This is a genomic window from Sphingobacteriales bacterium (assembly GCA_016719635.1).
Taxonomy (GTDB): domain Bacteria; phylum Bacteroidota; class Bacteroidia; order Chitinophagales; family JADIYW01; genus JADJSS01.
Window position 1 is genome coordinate 89,126 of sequence record JADJYT010000003.1, and the last position, 19,275, is coordinate 108,400.

At 41.8% G+C, this 19,275-nt stretch carries 16 protein-coding genes, 1 tRNA gene and 2 pseudogenes; 12 read left to right on the forward strand and 7 right to left on the reverse strand.

Annotated elements, in window-relative coordinates:
• Positions 1 to 140 precede the first annotated feature (140 nt).
• From IPM95_07150 to IPM95_07180, 7 genes are all read left to right on the forward strand, one after another.
• Positions 141 to 1,370, forward strand: coding sequence for an aminotransferase class I/II-fold pyridoxal phosphate-dependent enzyme (locus IPM95_07150; GenBank protein MBK9329080.1), 1,230 nt, complete (start codon positions 141 to 143; stop codon positions 1,368 to 1,370).
• A 216-nt stretch (positions 1,371 to 1,586) separates the two neighbouring features.
• A complete protein-coding gene (rpsO, locus tag IPM95_07155; protein ID MBK9329081.1) occupies positions 1,587 to 1,856 on the forward strand; it encodes a 30S ribosomal protein S15 in 270 nt (89 codons plus the stop codon).
• 65 nt (positions 1,857 to 1,921) lie between these two features.
• On the forward strand, positions 1,922 to 4,054 hold the full coding sequence (gene pnp, locus IPM95_07160; protein MBK9329082.1) for a polyribonucleotide nucleotidyltransferase: 2,133 nt from the start codon (positions 1,922 to 1,924) through the stop codon (positions 4,052 to 4,054).
• 239 nt (positions 4,055 to 4,293) lie between these two features.
• Positions 4,294 to 5,160 carry a sigma-70 family RNA polymerase sigma factor gene (locus tag IPM95_07165; GenBank protein MBK9329083.1) on the forward strand — a complete coding sequence of 289 codons (867 nt, stop codon included), beginning with the start codon at positions 4,294 to 4,296 and terminating at the stop codon, positions 5,158 to 5,160.
• 32 nt (positions 5,161 to 5,192) lie between these two features.
• Complete coding sequence (locus tag IPM95_07170; protein MBK9329084.1) at positions 5,193 to 5,981, forward strand: nucleotidyltransferase domain-containing protein; 789 nt, start codon at positions 5,193 to 5,195, stop codon at positions 5,979 to 5,981.
• Between the two features lie 65 nt (positions 5,982 to 6,046).
• Positions 6,047 to 6,703, forward strand: coding sequence for a ribulose-phosphate 3-epimerase (locus tag IPM95_07175; protein ID MBK9329085.1), 657 nt, complete (start codon positions 6,047 to 6,049; stop codon positions 6,701 to 6,703).
• Positions 6,704 to 6,724: 21 nt separating this feature from the next.
• Positions 6,725 to 9,232, forward strand: a complete 2,508-nt coding sequence (locus tag IPM95_07180) for a TonB-dependent receptor (GenBank protein MBK9329086.1) — start codon at positions 6,725 to 6,727, stop codon at positions 9,230 to 9,232.
• 2 nt (positions 9,233 to 9,234) lie between these two features.
• Here the strand turns inward: IPM95_07180 and IPM95_07185 are convergent, their stop codons facing one another.
• Positions 9,235 to 10,446 (reverse strand): phosphoglycerate kinase, encoded by a 1,212-nt coding sequence (locus IPM95_07185; protein ID MBK9329087.1) that lies wholly within the window; start codon positions 10,444 to 10,446, stop codon positions 9,235 to 9,237.
• 92 nt (positions 10,447 to 10,538) lie between these two features.
• The gene (gene gap / locus IPM95_07190; GenBank protein MBK9329088.1) at positions 10,539 to 11,540 is read right to left on the reverse strand and encodes a type I glyceraldehyde-3-phosphate dehydrogenase; all 1,002 of its coding nucleotides are present in this window, start codon (positions 11,538 to 11,540) and stop codon (positions 10,539 to 10,541) included.
• Positions 11,541 to 11,657: 117 nt separating this feature from the next.
• Between gap and IPM95_07195 the strand changes: the two genes are divergently transcribed.
• Both IPM95_07195 and IPM95_07200 read left to right on the forward strand, forming a co-directional pair.
• Positions 11,658 to 11,732 (forward strand) — tRNA-Glu (locus IPM95_07195).
• Positions 11,733 to 11,850: 118 nt separating this feature from the next.
• A complete protein-coding gene (locus IPM95_07200) occupies positions 11,851 to 12,012 on the forward strand; it encodes a hypothetical protein (protein ID MBK9329089.1) in 162 nt (53 codons plus the stop codon).
• A gap of 97 nt (positions 12,013 to 12,109) precedes the next feature.
• Here the strand turns inward: IPM95_07200 and IPM95_07205 are convergent, their stop codons facing one another.
• From IPM95_07205 to IPM95_07225, 5 genes are all read right to left on the reverse strand, one after another.
• Positions 12,110 to 12,370: a tetratricopeptide repeat protein gene (locus tag IPM95_07205; protein MBK9329090.1), complete on the reverse strand. Its 261-nt coding sequence runs from the start codon at positions 12,368 to 12,370 to the stop codon at positions 12,110 to 12,112.
• Positions 12,367 to 12,837: a tetratricopeptide repeat protein gene (locus tag IPM95_07210; GenBank protein MBK9329091.1), complete on the reverse strand. Its 471-nt coding sequence runs from the start codon at positions 12,835 to 12,837 to the stop codon at positions 12,367 to 12,369. The genes IPM95_07205 and IPM95_07210 overlap by 4 nt, the downstream gene beginning before the upstream one ends.
• A 108-nt stretch (positions 12,838 to 12,945) precedes the next feature.
• On the reverse strand, positions 12,946 to 13,683 hold the full coding sequence (locus IPM95_07215; protein ID MBK9329092.1) for a tetratricopeptide repeat protein: 738 nt from the start codon (positions 13,681 to 13,683) through the stop codon (positions 12,946 to 12,948).
• A gap of 157 nt (positions 13,684 to 13,840) precedes the next feature.
• Positions 13,841 to 14,986, reverse strand: a complete 1,146-nt coding sequence (locus tag IPM95_07220; GenBank protein ID MBK9329093.1) for a DUF4407 domain-containing protein — start codon at positions 14,984 to 14,986, stop codon at positions 13,841 to 13,843.
• A 71-nt stretch (positions 14,987 to 15,057) separates the two neighbouring features.
• Positions 15,058 to 15,801 carry a hypothetical protein gene (locus IPM95_07225; GenBank protein MBK9329094.1) on the reverse strand — a complete coding sequence of 248 codons (744 nt, stop codon included), beginning with the start codon at positions 15,799 to 15,801 and terminating at the stop codon, positions 15,058 to 15,060.
• 192 nt (positions 15,802 to 15,993) lie between these two features.
• Between IPM95_07225 and miaB the strand changes: the two are divergent.
• From miaB to IPM95_07240, 3 genes and pseudogenes are all read left to right on the forward strand, one after another.
• Positions 15,994 to 17,458, forward strand: a pseudogene (gene miaB, locus IPM95_07230) (tRNA (N6-isopentenyl adenosine(37)-C2)-methylthiotransferase MiaB).
• 21 nt (positions 17,459 to 17,479) lie between these two features.
• Positions 17,480 to 18,736, forward strand: a pseudogene (locus tag IPM95_07235) (sigma-54-dependent Fis family transcriptional regulator).
• On the forward strand, positions 18,720 to 19,274 hold the full coding sequence (locus IPM95_07240; GenBank protein MBK9329095.1) for an LptE family protein: 555 nt from the start codon (positions 18,720 to 18,722) through the stop codon (positions 19,272 to 19,274). The pseudogene IPM95_07235 and the gene IPM95_07240 overlap by 17 nt, the downstream one beginning before the upstream one ends.
• The last annotated feature ends 1 nt before the right edge of the window (position 19,275 follow it).

Below are 19,275 nucleotides of genomic sequence, written 5' to 3' on the forward strand. Positions count from 1 at the left end.
TGATTTTAATCATGTTATTTATGCTGTAATTTTATAACTTATCCTGTCAGCTGTTCATAAAAGTTAGTATGCGGTGCTGCTGAATGAGAATTCGTAGCATTCTCTTCTTCCTGCACCATATTCTTTTTACATTTACAGTCATGAATACATCTTTTAAAAAAGGATTTCACTCCATTTGTGTTAAAGATCCTGTCATAGACGGATTATCTGCCCACGTTCCGCCCATCTATGCCACCTCTACCTTCAGTTATGAAAACCTGGAAGCTGCTTTTGATTTTTTTAAAAGCGGCGGAAAAACGGAAAATGTGTTTACGTATTCCCGTTTAGGCAATCCTACGGTGAAACTGGTCGCGGAAAAGATAGCAGCTCTGGAAGCTTATGAGGTGAAAGATGAGAAGGGGGAACCGCTGAATGCTTTCGGTCTGTTATTTGCATCCGGAATGGCAGCCATTGCAGCCGCCATCATCGGTTTTGTAAAAACAGGCGATAAAGTCATCACGCAGGGAAATCTGTACGGCACCACCAACGAACTGCTTATCACCATTCTGAAAGATTTTGGAATTGAAACCATCTACGCCGATTTAAAAGACCTGAATTATGTGGAAGATGCCATCATCAACGATGAAAAGATAAAACTGCTCTATATCGAAACGCCTGCCAATCCGACATTGGCATCCTATGACCTCGATGGCCTCGCCGCCATCGCTCAAAATTTAGGAATCAAAACCATCGTGGATAATACGTTTGTGACACCATATTTTCAGCAGCCGCTAAAATATGGTATTGACATCGTGGTACATTCCTCTACCAAATTCCTGAACGGGCACGGCACGGGCACTTCGGGTGTACTGATTGGCAAAGACAAAGCATTCATCACCACCAAGCTCTACGGCATACAGAAAATGCTGGGCGGCATCTGCTCCCCTTTTGAGGCCTTCCTGCTGAACAACGGATTGAAGACATTGCCGCTGCGGATGGAACAACATCAAAAGAATGCCCTGCAACTGGCAAGATACCTGATGCAGCATCCGAAAGTGGCGCATGTAAATTATCCCGGACTAGAGCAGCACCCCGACCACCAGCTGGCAAAAGAACAAATGAGCGGCTTTGGCGGCATGCTGAGCTTTGAACTGAAAGACGGACTGGAAGCCGGCATGAATTTCATGCGCGGTATTCAATTCTGCACGTTAACGGCATCCTTGGGAACAGCGGATACGCTGGTGACACATCCGGCATCCACCAGCCATGTGAATGTGCCGAAAGCACAGCGGCAGCAAAACAATATTACCGACGGACTGATACGGGTATCTGCAGGGCTGGAGAATATTGAAGACATTATCGCTGATTTTGAGCAGGCATTATTTTCCTAAAAATCAATACGAATGCATCCTTTTTTTACAGCCTAACAATCTCATAACTAGTAATTTAAATAAATAAATCAATTTACCTGACTTTGTATTCCCTGCTTGAAGGCTGCTTATCCCCTCAAAAACTACTTAATGCACAAAATCTCAATAATAATTTTGTGGTAATATGGAAAATCCGTATCTTTGCACTTCAAAATTAGACGACCATTAAATAACAAGATGATGTTGACGACAGAAAAAAAACAGGAAATTTTTAAAGAATTCGGTGGCTCCGCTGCCAACACAGGTTCTGTAGAAGCTCAGGTAGCCCTGATTTCTCACAGAATCAACCACATTTCAGGACATTTAAAAACGAACAGAAAAGACTTCTCTTCTACCCGTTCTTTATACAAGCTGGTAGGACAAAGAAAACGTTTGCTGAAGTATCTTGCCCACAAAGATATTGTCCAGTACAGAGCTTTAATTGAAAAACTGGGATTAAGAAAATAATCCTTCTCTGCATACAGCGAGGCTCACGCCTCGCTTTTTTATTTAATCCAATTAAATTATATATAATGACATTCAATATACATACACAGACTGTAGCGTACAGTGCGGGACGAACAGTTACCATTGAAACAGGAAAATTAGCCCGCCAGGCAGACGGAGCAGTAGTTGTTCGTTGCGGCAACTGCATGATTCTGGCTACGGCAGTAGCTGCAGAAGAAGCCAAAGAAGGCATCGACTTTTTTCCACTAACCGTAGAATACCAGGAAAAATTTGCTTCTGCCGGACGTATTCCGGGGAGTTTTCACCGCCGCGAAGGCCGTGCCAGCGATTATGAAGTGTTGATCTGCCGGTTGGTGGACAGAGCCATACGCCCTATGTTTGCCGACAACTTCAAAAACGATACACAGGTTTTACTTTATTTGATATCTGCTGACGAAACGGTGGAACCGGATTCACTGGCAGGTCTGGCAGCTTCCGCTGCATTAAGCATTTCCTCCATTCCGTTCTTAGTGCCGATTTCAGAAGTTCGTGTCACTAAAATTGACGGGAAATTTGTTGTAAACCCTACTCCTGCTGAAGCGGAAAAGGCAGAATTGAATATCATATTGGCCGGAACCATCGACAACATCCTGATGGTGGAAGGCGAAGCCAAAGAAGCCAGCGAAGAAGATCTGATCGAAGCGATAAAGGTGGGGCATGAAGTGATCATCAAGCAATGTAATGCTCAGATCGAATTAAAAGAAAAATGTGGCAAACCTAAACGGGAAGTGGCGGCTCCGGAAGAGGATGAAATACTGAAACAAAAAATCAAAGATTTCGCTGAAGAAAGCATCAAGGCAATCGCCTTATCTGCGATGGGTAAACACGAACGAAAGGCTGCATTGAAAGAAATCAAGGCAGAGTTCATGGCTGCCTATCCGGAAGAAGAACTCGAAATCTTCAACCAGGAATTATTTAACCGCTACTACAGCAAACTGGAAAAGACAACCATCCGTAACTGTGTCTTGAATGAGCGTATCCGATTAGACGGCAGAAAGACGGATGAAATCCGTCCGCTGGCAATGGAAGTGGATGTACTGCCATCCCCGCATGGTTCTGCTTTATTTACACGTGGTGAAACACAGTCACTGACAACAGTGACACTGGGTTCCAAGACAGACGAACAGATGATTGACAAGGCGGAAGAACTGTCCTTCAGTAAATTCTTACTGCATTATAATTTCCCGCCATTCTCTACCGGCGAAGTGAAAATGCTTCGGGGTACTTCCAGGCGTGAAGTAGGACACGGAAACCTGGCCATGCGTTCCTTGAAGCAAATGCTGCCGGGTGAAGACGAAAATCCATACACCATCCGTGTTGTATCTGATATATTGGAATCAAACGGCTCCTCATCCATGGCTACGGTTTGCGCAGGCTCACTGGCACTGATGGATGCGGGTATTCCGTTTAAAAAGCATGTTTCAGGTATCGCTATGGGTATGATTGCAGAAGACGGCAAATACGCCATCTTATCCGACATTCTTGGTGATGAAGACCATTTAGGCGATATGGACTTTAAAGTAACCGGTACCAGAGATGGTATCTGCGGTGTGCAGATGGACTTAAAGGTAGACGGACTTTCATTTGAAGTGCTTTCAGAAGCGTTGAATCAGGCAAAGAGAGGCCGCTTACATATCCTTAGTGCGATGGAACAATGCATGCCGTCTTACAGACCGGATTTAAAACCTCATACACCCAGAGCGGAAAGCATCAATATTCCGAAAGAATTTATCGGAGCAGTTATCGGGCCCGGTGGAAAAATCATCCAGGATATTCAGGAAAAAACGAATACCATCATTACCATAGAGGAAAATAAAGAAAGAGGCATAGGCAAAGTAACCGTATTATCTAATAACAAGGATAATATGAAAGCAGCCTGGAGTAGAATTAATGCTATCGTAGCAGTTCCCGAAATAGGTGCGGAATACGAAGCGGAGGTGAAATCCATTATGCCATACGGTGCATTCGTGGAATTTATGCCTGGAAAACAAGGTTTATTACATATCTCTGAAGTTTCTCATGCCCGTCTGGATACGCTGGAAGGTGTATTAAGCGAAGGTGAGAAGATACAGGTCAAATTACTGGATATCGATACCAAGAGCGGTAAATTCAAACTGAGCCGCAAAGTTTTATTGCCAAAACCGGAAAAACAGTCCTAAACTGTACGAATCGACATTAAGGCAGTAGAATTCTATAGTTTTTACTTTGTAAATACCTGAAAGTTGGTATTTGTGCTAAATTTTGTTAAATAATTGAAACTATTTCTCCTAATTTAACGTATCTTGTTTAGAACTATTGAATGCTGCTTATGACATTTCTATACAAAAAGCAATCTTTATTTTGTTGTTGGGTGGTCGTAATGGCAGCATGTGTATTTGTATACCCCTAAAAACTACACATGAAACAGCTAAAAATTACCACCAAGATCACCTCCAGGGACAGCTTCTCCATAGACAAGTACCTGAGTGAGATTTCCAAACTTCCGATGATGTCGGAAGAAGAAGAAGTGGAAGTTGCCAAACGCATCCGGGAAGGTGATGTGTCCGCCATGGACAAATTGATCCAGTCCAATCTTCGCTTTGTGGTCTCTGTGGCCAAACAATACCAGAATCAGGGACTTGCATTGAACGACCTTATCAACGAAGGCAATATCGGGTTGATAAAAGCTGCCACCAAATTTGACGAAACCAAAGGATTTAAATTTATCTCTTACGCGGTATGGTGGATTCGCCAATCCATTCTGCAGGCATTGATTGAACAACCGAGGGTGGTTCGTCTGCCGATGAACAAAGCTACCATTTACAATAAAATACAACGTGCCATTGTTGACTTTGAACAAAAAAATCAGCGGGAACCATCCAATGACGAGCTGGCTGAACTGTTGGACATGAAGGCTGACGAACTGGCCTTACTACGTGCAACGCTGACGTTCCATATATCGGTGGATTCCCCATTGGGAGAGGATGACGATACCACCAGCCTGGATATGATGACCGATAATTCGATGGCCACACCGGACAGGAATCTGATCGATGAATCGCTGCACGATGAGTTGGAACATGCCCTTCAGGCACTATCAGACAGGGAGGTGGAAATTGTAAAATACTATTTCGGCCTGAACGAATTCAACCAATCCTACAGTCTCGATGAAATAGGTATCAAAATGAACCTCACCCGCGAACGTGTAAGGCAACTGAAAGATAAAGCCATCCGAAAGATGCGCCGGTTTGCCATCACCAAAGAACTGAAGTCTTACCTGAATTAAGGTATAATAATAACAAAATATACAATAGATACTTGATGGAAATTAAACGGACAGGTAAGTTCCATATAGTGAATAATATCGGTGAAATACAAAATTCCAGTATAATTCCAATCCAGCAAAGTGAATATAAAACGGTATTGGATGAGATCAAAAATGAAATTCTTTCCCATTTCAAAAATAATGTTCACAGCATTTATATAAGAGGAAGTGTTGCTAAAGGTATTGCCATTCCATTTGTTTCAGATATGGATTTCGTCGTTTTATTAAAAAATAAAGCTGTAAATATTGATGATTTTGAAATTATAACAGATGAAAAGATCAGAACAAAATACCATTTTGTAAATGGCATTGAATTCTTCTTCATAACACAAGATGATGTATCAGACAGTAAAATTCAGTTTTTATTAAAGACACAATGTGGTTGTATCTTCGGCAATAATATTATTGAAAAAATCAGGAATTTTAAAATAGGGAAAGATGCCTATTCTCATTCCGGTGATTTTAATAAAGATGTACAAAACATTACTGAAGAATTAAAAACGGAGGAAAATGAGGATGAAATCAAATCTATCTGCTCCTGGATAATGAAAAGAATAATCAGAACTTCTTTTGAGACGGTGATGATTAAAGACAACAGCTACACCAGAGATTTATACCTGAATTATGAGGTATTTTGCAAATATCATCCCAATAAAGAAATGGAGATGAGAAAAGCATTGTTATTAGCTATAAATCCAACGAATAACAAAGCAGAAATTACAAGTACCATCAATGGCTTATTTGATTACATACAAAATGAAATAAATAAAAAGTGCATTTAAATAAATTTCCTCATAAGTGCAAAAGAACCTGTAACTAATAACAAATAACTTTTTATCTTTAATGCATGAATAAACCCATCATTGCTCCTTCTGTGCTGTCGGCTGATTTTGCCCACTTACAAAAAGACTTTGAATTTCTAAATGACAGTGCAGCCGAATTCATCCACATTGATGTGATGGATGGTGTTTTCGTTCCAAACATCTCCTTCGGATTTCCCGTCATACAAGCGATGCGACCGCTAACGTCCAAAACATTTGACGTGCATCTGATGATTGTGGAGCCTGACAAATACGTGGATGCATTTAAAGATGCGGGTGCTGAAATTTTGTCGGTACATATAGAAGCCTGTACACATCTTCACCGCACTATACAGAAAATTCACAGTTCGGGCATGAAAGCAGGCGTCGCGGTCAATCCGCATACCTCCATATCTTTGCTGGAAGATACCATCCGGGATATTGACCTGATATGTCTGATGAGCGTCAACCCGGGATTTGGCGGTCAGCAATTCATTGAAAATACCTACGAAAAGATATCGAGACTGAAAGACCTCATCACAAAAAGAAACTCCAGCGCATTAATAGAAATTGACGGAGGCGTATCGCTGCAGAATGCCCGGAAATTAGTGGAATGCGGAGCGGATGTCCTGGTGGCCGGCAATGCCGTATTCCGTTCAGAGTTTCCGGTACAAACGATTCACACCTTAAAAAATATAGTGTAACGGTTTCCGTTAATAGAAAGAATGCTGTCCAAAATTTCCATATCTGTTTTATGCTCGCTGTTCTATTTTTCAATACATGCCCAGGTAAGTCTGGTGCTGAAAGGAAAGATTACAGATGCAAATGATAATCCTGTTTCCAACGTATCCGTATTGCAGTCGGGCACCAATAACGGAACCACATCCAACAGCAAAGGTTTCTACTCCATAAAACTGGAATACGAAGACTCCTGTGTGGTGGAATTCAGCAGTGTAGATTTAGGCAGAAAATATATTGTCTTATATCCGACCAATAAGGTGAGCGTCTTTAAAGACATTCAGTTTCCTTCGAATGCAACCCTTATTGACACCGTAGAGATAAAAGCCAGCAGAAGCAAAGTCGGTGAATCCGTCATCAATGCGAAAAGTGCCGAGTATTTTCCCAACCCCACCGGCGATATCGGCACGCTTATCAAGACAATGGGACAGGGCGTACAATCCAACAATGAACTTTCCGGACAATATAACGTCCGCGGCGGAAATTATGACGAGAATCTGGTGTATGTGAACGATTTTGAGATATACCGGCCTTTCCTTATTTCCAGCGGACAGCAGGAGGGATTGAGTTTTGCAAACCTTGATTTGACGGATAAGCTCACCTTTTCCGGAGGCGGCTTTGAATCGAAATACGGCGATAAAATGTCGTCTGTACTCAATATCAAATACAAATCTCCCACTACGTTCAAAGGCTCTGTGATGGCCAGTTTATTGGGAGTAACCGCCCATGTGGAAGGTGCGACCAAAAATGAGAAGTTTACCTACCTGATTGGCACACGATTCAAATCCAACGGATATCTGCTGGGAAGTCTTGATAAAAAGGGGGAATACAACCCCAACTTCTTCGACCTGCAATCCGATTTTCATATTAAGCCATCTGTAAAACACGACATTGAAATTTTAGTGAATCACTCATTCAATGATTTTAAGTTTGTGCCGGTGACACAGGAAACACGGGCGGGAACCTTCGATAAGCTGATTCGTTTTCTGGTAGATTTTGACGGAAATGAGAAAGACCGTTTTGACAATACCATGGTGGGTCTTTCGTACAAATTCATTCCCAATACCAAACTCAGTTTAAAATTCATGTCGTCGTTCTGGAAGATGCGTGAAAGTGAAACGTTCAACATTACCGGCTACTACTCCCTCGATGAGATAGAAATCGATCCGGAAAGTGACAACTTCGGGAACGTAAGAGCAAACCTCGGAATCGGCACCTTTCAGGATTGGGCAAGAAATAAATTAGATGCCATTGTCACCAACTTTACCCACACGGGTAAATACAACATCAGGGAAAAACATTTACTGGAATGGGGTTCCACTTTTCAGTACGAGAAAATCAACGACCAGTTGAGTGAGTGGCAGCGCATAGACTCATCCGGATATTCTATCCCTAACAATGGTTCTGGCATCGTGTTTCCTTATCGTTTAAAATCTGAAAATAATTTAAACTCTTTCCGTGTGCATGGCTATTTTCAGGATACCTGGAATATCATCAACCGAGATTCCACTACCTTGATACTTACCGCCGGTATCCGTTATAATTTCTGGAATATCAACAGAGAATTTCTGGTCAGTCCGCGAGTGCAGCTGGCTTATCACCCAAAATTAAAAGGCGACGTCACGTTCCGTTTAGCCGGCGGAATGTATGTACAGCCCCCTTTCTACCGGGAGATGCGCGGTTTTGACGGTGCCATCAACAGAAACCTGAAAGCGCAACAGTCGTATCATGTTGTGCTGGGTGCCGATTATAATTTCAGGATTAAAAAACGTCCTTTCAAACTAACCGTTGAAACCTATTACAAATATTTACGCAACCTGAACCCTTATGAGATTTCAGATGTGCGTATCCGTTATTTTGCTCAAAACAACGCCGTAGGTTATGCCGCAGGTTTTGACATTCGCTTGTTCGGCGAAATGATAAAGGGAGCAGATTCCTGGATTACAATTTCCTATCTAAGCACCAAAGAGAACCTGAAAAATGATTCTTACCTCACCTACCGGGATAGTACGGGAGCTATATTCAATTCACCGACTCAAAGCCCCAATCCCATAACAGATACTTTGACCAATTTCCCGGGAAATATACGTCGTCCAACGGACCAGGCATTGTTTGTCAGCTTATATTTTCAGGATTATCTGGAAAAATACAAACGCTTCAAGGTACATTTAAATCTGGTTATCGGTACCGGATTGCCGTTTGGCCCTCCGGATCGGGAAAGGTATAAGGATGTATTGAAAGCGCCTCCTTACCGGCGTCTGGATATCGGATTTTCCGCATTATTGCTCAGCGGAGAAAGACGTGCCGTAAAGAAACCCAACAGCTTTGGAAGTAAATTCGATAAAATCTGGTTTAGTTTTGAAGTCTTCAATATTTTAGGCATTCGCAATACACTCTCCCACCGCTGGATAAAAGATACGGACAACCAACTTTGGGCGATTCCGAATTACCTGACCTCAAGAAGATTTAATGCAAAGCTGCAAATCACCTGGTAGCATTATAACAATGCTGCTACTCCCGGCAATGTTTTTCCTTCAAAGAATTCCAATAAGGCTCCGCCGCCGGTAGAGACATAGCTAACCTTATCCGCGAGGTTAAATTTATTGACAGCCGCCACGCTGTCGCCGCCGCCCACCAGGCTGAATGCACCTTCCTGAGTGGCATGTGCGACAGCCACCGCTATACTTTTGGTACCGTTTTGGAAATTATCCATTTCAAAAACACCCATCGGGCCGTTCCATAAAATCGTTCTGGAGTTTCTTATCACCTTCTCAAATGCCAAAATCGCCTCGTGGCCGATATCAAGCCCCATCCAGCCATCCGGAATAGACATGTTGTTCGCTATCTGTATATTTGCAATGTTATCGAACTTATCGGCAATGACTGAATCAATCGGCAATAATATTGACACCCCTTTTTCTTTGGCACGTTTAAGCACTTCAACAGCCGTATCGAGTTTATCCTCTTCTACCAGCGAGTTGCCGATTTTACCGCCCTGTGCTTTGCAGAAAGTGTAGGCCATTCCACCACCGATAATGATGTTATCAGCAATGTTTAATAGATTTTCGATGATTAAAATTTTATCTGAAACCTTGGCGCCGCCCAAAATGGCTGTAAACGGCTTTTCCGCCTTATTCAGCACCCTGTCTGCATTCGCAACTTCAGCCGCCATCAGGTATCCAAAGCATTTATTTTCATTTGAAAAATGACGGGCAACAATGGTTGTACTGGCATGGGCACGGTGTGCCGATCCGAAAGCATCATTAACATATACATCTCCGTGTTGTGAAAGCTTCACGGCAAATGCATCATCTCCTTTCTCCTCTTCTTTGTGAAAACGTGTATTTTCCAGCAACAATATTTCCCCTTTCGTCAGGGATGAAGACAACCTTCTGCTTTCCTCACCGATACAGTCGTCTGCAAATTTCACATTCCTGTTTAATAAATCTGACAGATGCGATACAATATGTTTTAAGGTGAATTTTCCCACATCAATCGTTCCGTCATCCTTTAATTTTTTGAGTGGACGTCCGAGATGGGACATCAATACCACACTTCCGCCGTCATTTAAAATTTTACGGATAGTCGGCAATGCCGCCTTAATACGTGTGTCATCGGTGATAGCATAATTTTTATCAAATGGTACGTTAAAATCAACACGGATTAGAGCGCGTTTATTGTCAAAATTGGTGGAATCTACTGTTTGCATGAAAGTGAGGTATTATTTGTTATTAGTGCTATAAAATTAGGAAAAAATAATAACAGTGCCACCTCGAGGGTGGGGGCCACCCTCGAGGTGGGTTAGAATGCCGCTACTTTCTCCACCAGTTCCGCCAAACGGCTGGCGTATCCATATTCATTATCATACCAGCCAACAATCTTTACCAAATTATCTACCTGCTGTGTTAGACCTGCGTCAAATATACAGGAATATGGAGAATGAATGATATCGGAGGAAACAATGGGATCTTCCGTGTAAGCTAATATATTTTTCATGGCACCACAAGCGGCATAGTTAAACGCCCTAATGAATTCTTCACCCGAAGCCGGCTTTTCTAAAGAGCAATATAACTCCGTCAATGAACCCACGATAACAGGAACACGAACAGCACCTCCCTTAATCTTCCCTTTTATTTCAGGAATCACCCATTCCAGTGCTTTATTGGCATTGGAGCTGGTTGGTACTATATTTTGTGCCGCTGCCCTTGCCCTGCGAAAATCAGAACCATGGATACTGTCGTGAAGCTTCTGGTCGCCGGTATAAGCATGAATGGTATTCATGATGGCATGCTGCAGTCCGAAATTATCCAGTATCACTTTTACCATGGGCGCCAGGCAGTTAGTTGTACAAGAGGCATTAGAAAGTATGGTATCCTCGTTCGACAGGAGATTATCATTGATTCCCAACACGATTGTCTTAACCTCCTTATCAGCCGGTGAAGAGATGACAACCTTCCTGGCACCGGCATCAATATGTTCCTGCAGTCTGACCCGGTCGCGGAACCTGCCGCTGCATTCAATCACGATATCGATATCCAGCTCTTTCCATGGTAAATCCTTGGACTGCGCTATCGAGGTGCTGATGATTTCCTTGCCTTCCACAAAAAGCTGATCTTCTTTTGCAGTAATTTGTCTATCCCATTTTCCCTGAGCGGTGTCGTGTTTCAGCAAATACACCAGCGCATCATTGGGTGCAATATCGTTAATGGCTACGATATCCACATTACCCTTATCAAATAAGATTTGAAATACCAGCCGGCCTATCCGTCCTAATCCGTTAACTGCAATTCTTGGTTTTGGCATATTTTTCTAATTAAAATCCAAAGTAAGTCAGAATTAATGATTTGACAAAACAAATATCGGTGATGGTATTGTAAAAAATGGAAAAGGTTTCTATATTTGCACTCGCTTTTAGAGAACGGCCCGTTCGTCTAGGGGTTAGGACAGGAGATTTTCATTCTTCAAACAGGGGTTCGATTCCCCTACGGGCTACCAAAGAAAAAGACTTTCATTGCTGAAAGTCTTTTCTTTATACACTGTTTTAATAACTTTTATAATTCGATAACTCGGAAGTGATGAAGTTTGAATAACTTTACAATATAAATTACCCCGTATGAAATTCACTAAAGAAATAATCCTGTCGGTGCTTTTTGCAGCTGCTATAATTTTTGCAGCTTCCTGCAACAGAAATACCGGTAAAAATGTCGGTGACGGGTGCGGAACCTGGAGTAAGGCGAAAACATCGGACAGTTTGAAAGTAAAAGATGGAATCTAGCAGATTTAAAACTGTTTTTTTTAAATGAACTGAACAATTAAAAGACACCTCTCCGAGGTGTCTTTTGGTTAATACAATATGAGATAAATGAAGATAGTTATTTGCAATACATCTTAATCAAATCATAAGCACCGTATTCCTGTAATTCCCCGGCAACACTCCAGTCAAAGCAGGCACCGGAATAATCTCCCATGTTATCTTTTGCCAGACCTCTCTTAAAATAGGCTTCTCCCAACGTCGGATTGTATTCGATGGCTTTATTAAAGTCCAGGATAGCAGACTCATGGTCACCTATTTTTTCTTTTACAACCCCTCTGTTGAAATAGATATCCGTATAATCAGGCTTGAGAGAGATCACTTTATTAAAATCGAGAGTGCATCTTTATAAATGCCTACGTTACCTTTCGCTATCCCCCTGCTGTTATAGGCGTCTGCAAAATTAGAATCCAGTTTAATCGCTGCATCAAAATCCCGGATAGCGCCATAATAGTCTCCGATAATACCTTTAACCATTCCACGGTTGTAGTAGGCATCAATATAGTCTGCCTTTAAAGATATTGCTTTTGTAAAATCTTTTAGGGCATCCTTAAATTCAAATAGTTTAAAATAGGCTATACCTCTGTTGTTATAGGCTTTGACATAAAACGGGTCAATGACGATTGCTTTGTTGTAATCATGTATGGCACCGTAGTAATCTCTTATCTCATTCTTCCTGTATCCTTCCTTAAAGAATTCAAGTGCAGACTGAGAGTACGCCTCCAAACTGACAAAAGAAATAAGTACTGTGACAACCGCCAATAAATTAAGTCTGTTAAATTTTTTCATCTCTGATATGCTATGATGCAACTTGTATACCAAAGTTAAAAGAATACAGCTGGAAACAAATGACAAATATCATAACTTCTGACGATGTCTGATTATACCTATGCCGGATCAGTTTCCTGCTGACACTCCCGTACCCGAACAGTACTTTTTATGCATTTCTTTGGCAGGTACATGCCCTAACTCATCCGCCTTCATCCAATTGGAACAGGCATCCATATCTTCACCGGAGTAATAATAAAAGTAACCCATATTATAGTAGATATCCCCGTTATCCGGTGCAAGTTCTATCGCTTTCTTAAAATCTTCAACAGCACCCTTCTCATCCTCTGTGTAAAATTTAGAAACTGCGCGGTAGTTAAAGGCATCTGCATAATCAGGTTTAATTTCAATCGCTTTGCTGTAATCAATAATGGCACCTTGATAATCCCCTAAAACCTTTTTTGATCTGCCCCTGCAGTAATATGCTTCCGAATTGGAAGAATCAAGTGTAATAATCGCAGTAAAATCGCGGATAGCACTGTTGTTGTCGCCAATCGCATCTTTCGCTTTACCTCTGAACAGGTATGCTTCCATCTTGTCGGGAGACAGGGCTATCACATTGTTGCAATCGCGGATTGTGCCGGTATTGTCGCCGAGGTTATACAATATCACCCCTCTTCTGAAATAAGCATCTGCCATTTTGGGTTCCAGTAAAATGGCGTTGTTATAATACTGAATCGCTGCAACAAAATTTCCTGAATCGGATTTTACATTACCCTGCATTAGAAATTCCTCTGCCGTTTGAGCTTGCAGCAAATGGCCAATAAATATGCTGTTCAAGAGGATTAAAGAAATTACTCTATTCATTTTCATTAGTTTTATGGCATAAAGTTAATGAATACAATGCATTAACGCCATAATTTTTAACATTATAAATTCATAGAGTGTACATTAAATTGATTTTAATATACAGGTATGAGATGTTAAGTTTGTAGCAGTTTAACTGTTGGAAGTTTCTTTTATTTTAGCCTTTTCTTTTTCCAGCCAGTCGTTCACCATCTCTTTGGTCAGTTCCAGATGCATCTGAAATAATCTTCATCGCTTCCGTATTGTTCAGGATCTCCTGATCTATCTGTGCTTTATCCAAATTGGCATACAAGGTGAGTTTTTTATTCAGTTCATGATTGCGCTGACTGATATTCTCAAGGGTTGCCAGTTCTATTTCGTGTTCAATATTCTTCAGCTTTTCATCATAGGGCCCTTTGGCAGAAAACAGCTTGGTAAAAACAGGTGCCGTTTCAATACAGATAAACAACAACATGATAAACAAACTGGGCAGCTGCGGCAAGTGGGCAAGTCCGTCTAATCTGGCCATCAAACCGTCGTATCCGGAAATAACCGGCTGTGCTTTGGCGAAGGACGTATCCCGCTGTGCTTTCAGCAGTAAAATCTGTTTTTCCCGTTCATCAATCAATGGTTGATATTTTGCCTGTAATTCTTTCATCTCATGTTCAACTTTATCATACTGCATTTTCTTTTCTTTGAAAACCGGTCCCTTCCCCAATTTCATAGTTCCCCGCGTACCCTCCGCTTCGCTGATAAAGGAATTGTACAACGTATCTCTTGATGCAGCTGCTTTCGTAATTTCATCTTTGTAATAATTGATTTCCGTTCGCAAACTGTCCATTACCGGATTGTATTGCTGCTCCGTTTTACGTTGTGCCTGAAGGGCAAACTCCCGTTGCTTTTCAGCTACCTTCTGTGCAATTTCACGTTCAAATATTTTCAATTCCAATGGTTTCGCTATCACAACAGCCAGGATAAATGCCAGCACTATTCTGGGCAATACCAGCTTAAATTCATTCCAGAAATTATCTTCTTTCCGCAGGGTGGAAACGATAAACCGGTCAAGATTAAAGATGACCAATCCCCAGATAAATCCAAATGCCATGGCGGGATACAAACTGTTAAAAACAGTGTACAAAGCATATCCGCCGGAAAGCGATGCCAGCAGTCCGGTAAAAAACACCGTAGCACCAATGCCGGTGTATTTATTCTGTTCGGAATGCGGACTGTCACTCAGAATATCCGTATTGGCGCCGGAACACCACCAGCAAAATGTGTGAATCCGCTGATGGTTCGGATGGGTGGTTGGGCATGAGGTATAGATTCCATAGTATTTTTAATTTAAGAGTCCTTTTACGGTTTAAAAAAGATTGCTTCCTATTGTTGGAATGACGCTTACTTTTCATAATGTTTTCGAATGGTTTGAACAATATCTTTGATCTTATAATTGCCATTAAATGTATATTCCAGCTTATCAAACAACCTGGATTTATAAGAAGTATAGCCCTCTTTATTTATTGTTGAACGTATCAAACTGGTGTTCACTGTTTCCAGGACAGGTTTCGTGACTGTATGGTCCCTTTGTATCTGAATCACACCCGGAATCTGAAAGGAAGGAAAGCGGATAAGATCCGGTTTGTTAATTACAGGAACAGTTGTTTTAATTAATTCAATGGTATGTTTTTTTAATTCCGGCATGGGAACGATTAATTTTTCCATCACCGGCACCGGAAATACTCGAACCATAAAAGATATCTCATTATTGTAATTCCTGTTTTTTGCGATGAGATTATAGGTCGTATGTTGATTTGGAAATAATTCCTTTTTCCCTATCGCCTGAACAAATCCCACTCCTTCTATTGATATCCAGTCGGCATTCAGCACATTCCAGTGCAGTTCAACAGACTGCCCCTGCATAATACCATACTGATGGGAAAATCCCTGAACGCTTTTAATTCCACGTTTGTTTTGGCGGACATCCGATACATACAAGCTGTAAGAGATGATAGGTTCTGTGAGATGGTCCGGCGATTCTTTTGGCTTGAATTCATGAAGTTTCACCACCGAATCAGATTTTGCCCGGAAAATCATCCATCCCGCAAGAAACAGAATTAACAATACAATCAGAGTAGTTGTCAAATGGTTAGTTTAATAGTATATACGTCGCAAAACCCAAAAAGTATTACCAATGGTTCCCCTCTCCGGATTTTTAAGAGTATTTAAGTTATTAGACTTAAAAAAACCAGTCTGTCAAAATGTCACTTTTGTCTGGTTTTGTATATTTGCAGTCCATTTATTGAAAACTGGTAACCGTTAACTATCCGACCGTTCATGAACGAGCTATTAGACTATATAGAAAACGAAAAGCACGATGAATCCCGTCAGGGAGAAGCATTGAATATGCCTTTACATGAAAATGAATTCAGGAATAATAAGCACTTCTATATTGAAAGTTACGGCTGCCAGATGAATTTCAGCGACAGCGAGATTGTTGCTTCTGTATTAGACAGACAGGGTTATTCCATTACGACTAACATTTTTGATGCGGATCTGGTATTGCTGAATACCTGCTCTATCCGGGAAAAAGCTGAACAAACCGTCCGCAACCGATTGAAATCCATCAACGAAATAAAGGAACAAAAACCCGGCATGCTGGTGGGCGTTCTGGGGTGCATGGCAGAACGATTGAAATCTAAGTTGCTGGAAGAGGAGAAATTAGTGGATATCGTTGTTGGCCCGGATGCCTACCGTTCCCTGCCGGAACTGCTGGAAGAAGCCGAAGGCGGACAAAAAGGCGTGAATGTATTATTGTCCCGCGAAGAAACCTATGCAGACATCTCCCCTGTCCGGCTGGATAAAAACGGGATAACCGCATTCATTTCCATCATGCGCGGCTGTGACAACATGTGTTCTTTTTGTGTTGTCCCATTCACGCGTGGAAGGGAAAGAAGCAGGGACCCGCAAACCATTTTAGCGGAAGCAATGGATTTATTCCAAAAAGGCTACCGGGAAGTAACACTATTAGGCCAGAACGTCGATTCTTACAAATGGAAAGGAGAAGAAAACCAAACCGGAAAAGAAGCTGATGTCCTGCTGAATTTTGCGCAATTGCTCGAAGCGGTGGCAAAGGTAAATCCGCTGCTGCGTGTCCGTTTTTCCACCTCTCACCCCAAAGATATCACGGACGAAGTATTGCATACCATTGCCAGATATGACAATATCTGCAACTATATACACCTGCCGGTGCAAAGCGGTAACTCTGCTTGCCTGGAACGTATGAACAGGACCTACGACCGTGAATGGTATATAGAAAGGGTGAATGCCATCAAACGTATCATTCCGGATTGCGGCATCTCCAGTGACGTGATTGCCGGATTTTGCGGAGAAACAGAAGAAGAATATCTGGATACAGTCTCCATGATGGAATTTTGTAAAATTTGACTTAAGTTATATGTTCTACTATTCAGAACGCCCGGGAACATTAGCCGCCAGGAAATATGCCGATGACGTACCGATGGATGTCAAAAAAAGAAGGCTGAATGAAATCGTGGATATACAATACAGACATTCTCTGGAAAATAATATCAAGGACATCGGAAAAACATTCCGGGTACTTATTGAAAAGACATCCAAAAAAAGTGAAGCGGAATTGTGCGGCAGGAACTCACAAAACAAGATGATTGTTTTCCCGAAAGAAAACTATAAAATCGGCCAATACGTCAACGTTTACATCGAAAGTTGCAACAAGGCAACCTTAAGGGGAAAAGCATTGGAATTAACGGATGATTACCTATAAATACAGCTAACTGAACACCACATGGAATTACAATCCGTCAAACAACGATTCGGAATCATCGGCAACGCAGCGGCGCTAAACAGGGCTCTGGAAGTAGCTGTGAGAGTGTCTCCAACCAACCTTTCTGTTCTCATTACGGGTGAAAGCGGTGTGGGAAAAGAGGTATTTTCTCAAATCATCCATAATCTATCGACCCGTAAACACGAAAATTTTATTTCCGTCAACTGCGGTGCCATTCCGGAAGGAACCATAGACTCTGAATTATTCGGACACGAAAAAGGGGCTTTTACAGGTGCACATGACAAACGCAAAGGGTATTTTGAAACCGTCAACGGCGGCACCATCTTTCTGGATGAAATCGGCGAAATGCCCATAGGAACACAGGCTAGGCTCCTCCGATTACTGGAAAACGGTGAATTTATAAAGGTAGGCTCATCCGTCGTTCAGAAAACGGATGTACGTGTCCTGGCGGCGACCAATGTCGACCTGCCTAAACTGATCCAGCAGGGAAAATTCAGGGAAGATTTGTACTACCGGTTAAACACCGTTCCTATTTCCGTCCCGGCACTTCGGGAGCGAAAAGAGGATATTATCATCCTGTTCAGAAAATTCGCTTCCGATTTTTCCGAGAAATACAGAATGCCACCTATTCAGCTGGCAGAAGATGCCAGACAGGTATTGATCAACTACCGCTTTCCGGGAAACATACGGGAGTTAAAAAATATTTCAGAACAGGTATCTGTCTTATCCAAAGACAAAATTGTCACCAAAGAGGAACTGATAAAGTTCATCCCCAATATTGAAACGTCCAATTTACCCGTATTGGCTCATGCTGCTGAATCCGCTTCATTCACCGACCGGGAATTGCTGTACAAGATGATTTTCGATATCAAGCACGACCTGAATGAACTGTAACGTTTTGTATGGAATGCCACGAACGGAAATATCCAGAATTCAAACATTGATTTCAGCGACATTATAAAAGAAAACCAGCATGCACCGCATATTGACTTTACCTCAAAACAATTGCCGGTTATTGAACATCCCATTCCTCAAAACATACCGGCAAGCAATACCGGAACCATCGTTTTAAATCAGGAACCGGATTATGTAGTAACCAACATCGAGCAAAACCTCTCACTTGCTGACATGGAGAAAAACATGATTGTGAAAGCACTCGAAAAACATAAAGGTAAACGAAGGGATGCCGCTTTGGATTTAGGTATTTCAGAACGTACATTGTACAGAAAAATAAAAGAGTATGAGCTGGAAGATTAGTCAGATGTCAATAGCTAACAATAAGCATTACCTCATCAACAAGATGCTGCTTGTCATTTGTATTTTTTCGGCTGCGTTCATGTCGTCCTGTAAGATATACCGTTTTACAGATGCCAGCGTCGATCCGAACTGGAAAACATTCACCTTATCGCAAACACTGAATATTGCCACTTTGCAAAATCCGAACGCTGCGCCTTCCTTTACTGAAAGTCTGAAAGAAAAATTCCTGCGCGATACCCGTCTTGCCCTGAACAGAGACAACGGCGATCTGGAGTTCAGCGCCACCATTACAGAATATTCCATTGAACCCGTATCCATCACCAACACAGAAACAACGGCGCAGAACAGATTAAACATTACGGTAAAAGTAGAATGCGTCAATAATTCTGATAAATCAAAAGGTTACTCCCAAACATTCCGGGACGGGGAAAATTATGATGCAAACAGACAATTTTCTGATGTGGAAAACGGCCTGGTAAGCACTATTTACGAACGACTGGTACAACAGATTTTCAACCGCACTTTCGGTAACTGGTAGA

Bases quoted from the DNA above. Each gene is read 5' to 3' on its own strand.
- IPM95_07180 (MBK9329086.1), top strand. From the start codon at position 6,725: ATGCTGTCCAAAATTTCCATATCTGTTTTATGCTCGCTGTTCTATTTT.
- IPM95_07185 (MBK9329087.1), bottom strand. From the start codon at position 10,446: ATGCAAACAGTAGATTCCACCAATTTTGACAATAAACGCGCTCTAATC.
- IPM95_07215 (MBK9329092.1), bottom strand. From the start codon at position 13,683: ATGAATAGAGTAATTTCTTTAATCCTCTTGAACAGCATATTTATTGGC.
- rpsO (MBK9329081.1), top strand. From the start codon at position 1,587: ATGATGTTGACGACAGAAAAAAAACAGGAAATTTTTAAAGAATTCGGT.
- pnp (MBK9329082.1), top strand. From the start codon at position 1,922: ATGACATTCAATATACATACACAGACTGTAGCGTACAGTGCGGGACGA.
- IPM95_07240 (MBK9329095.1), top strand. From the start codon at position 18,720: ATGAGCTGGAAGATTAGTCAGATGTCAATAGCTAACAATAAGCATTAC.
- gap (MBK9329088.1), bottom strand. From the start codon at position 11,540: ATGCCAAAACCAAGAATTGCAGTTAACGGATTAGGACGGATAGGCCGG.
- IPM95_07175 (MBK9329085.1), top strand. From the start codon at position 6,047: ATGAATAAACCCATCATTGCTCCTTCTGTGCTGTCGGCTGATTTTGCC.
- IPM95_07150 (MBK9329080.1), top strand. From the start codon at position 141: ATGAATACATCTTTTAAAAAAGGATTTCACTCCATTTGTGTTAAAGAT.
- IPM95_07210 (MBK9329091.1), bottom strand. From the start codon at position 12,837: ATGAAAAAATTTAACAGACTTAATTTATTGGCGGTTGTCACAGTACTT.
- IPM95_07200 (MBK9329089.1), top strand. From the start codon at position 11,851: ATGAAATTCACTAAAGAAATAATCCTGTCGGTGCTTTTTGCAGCTGCT.
- IPM95_07165 (MBK9329083.1), top strand. From the start codon at position 4,294: ATGAAACAGCTAAAAATTACCACCAAGATCACCTCCAGGGACAGCTTC.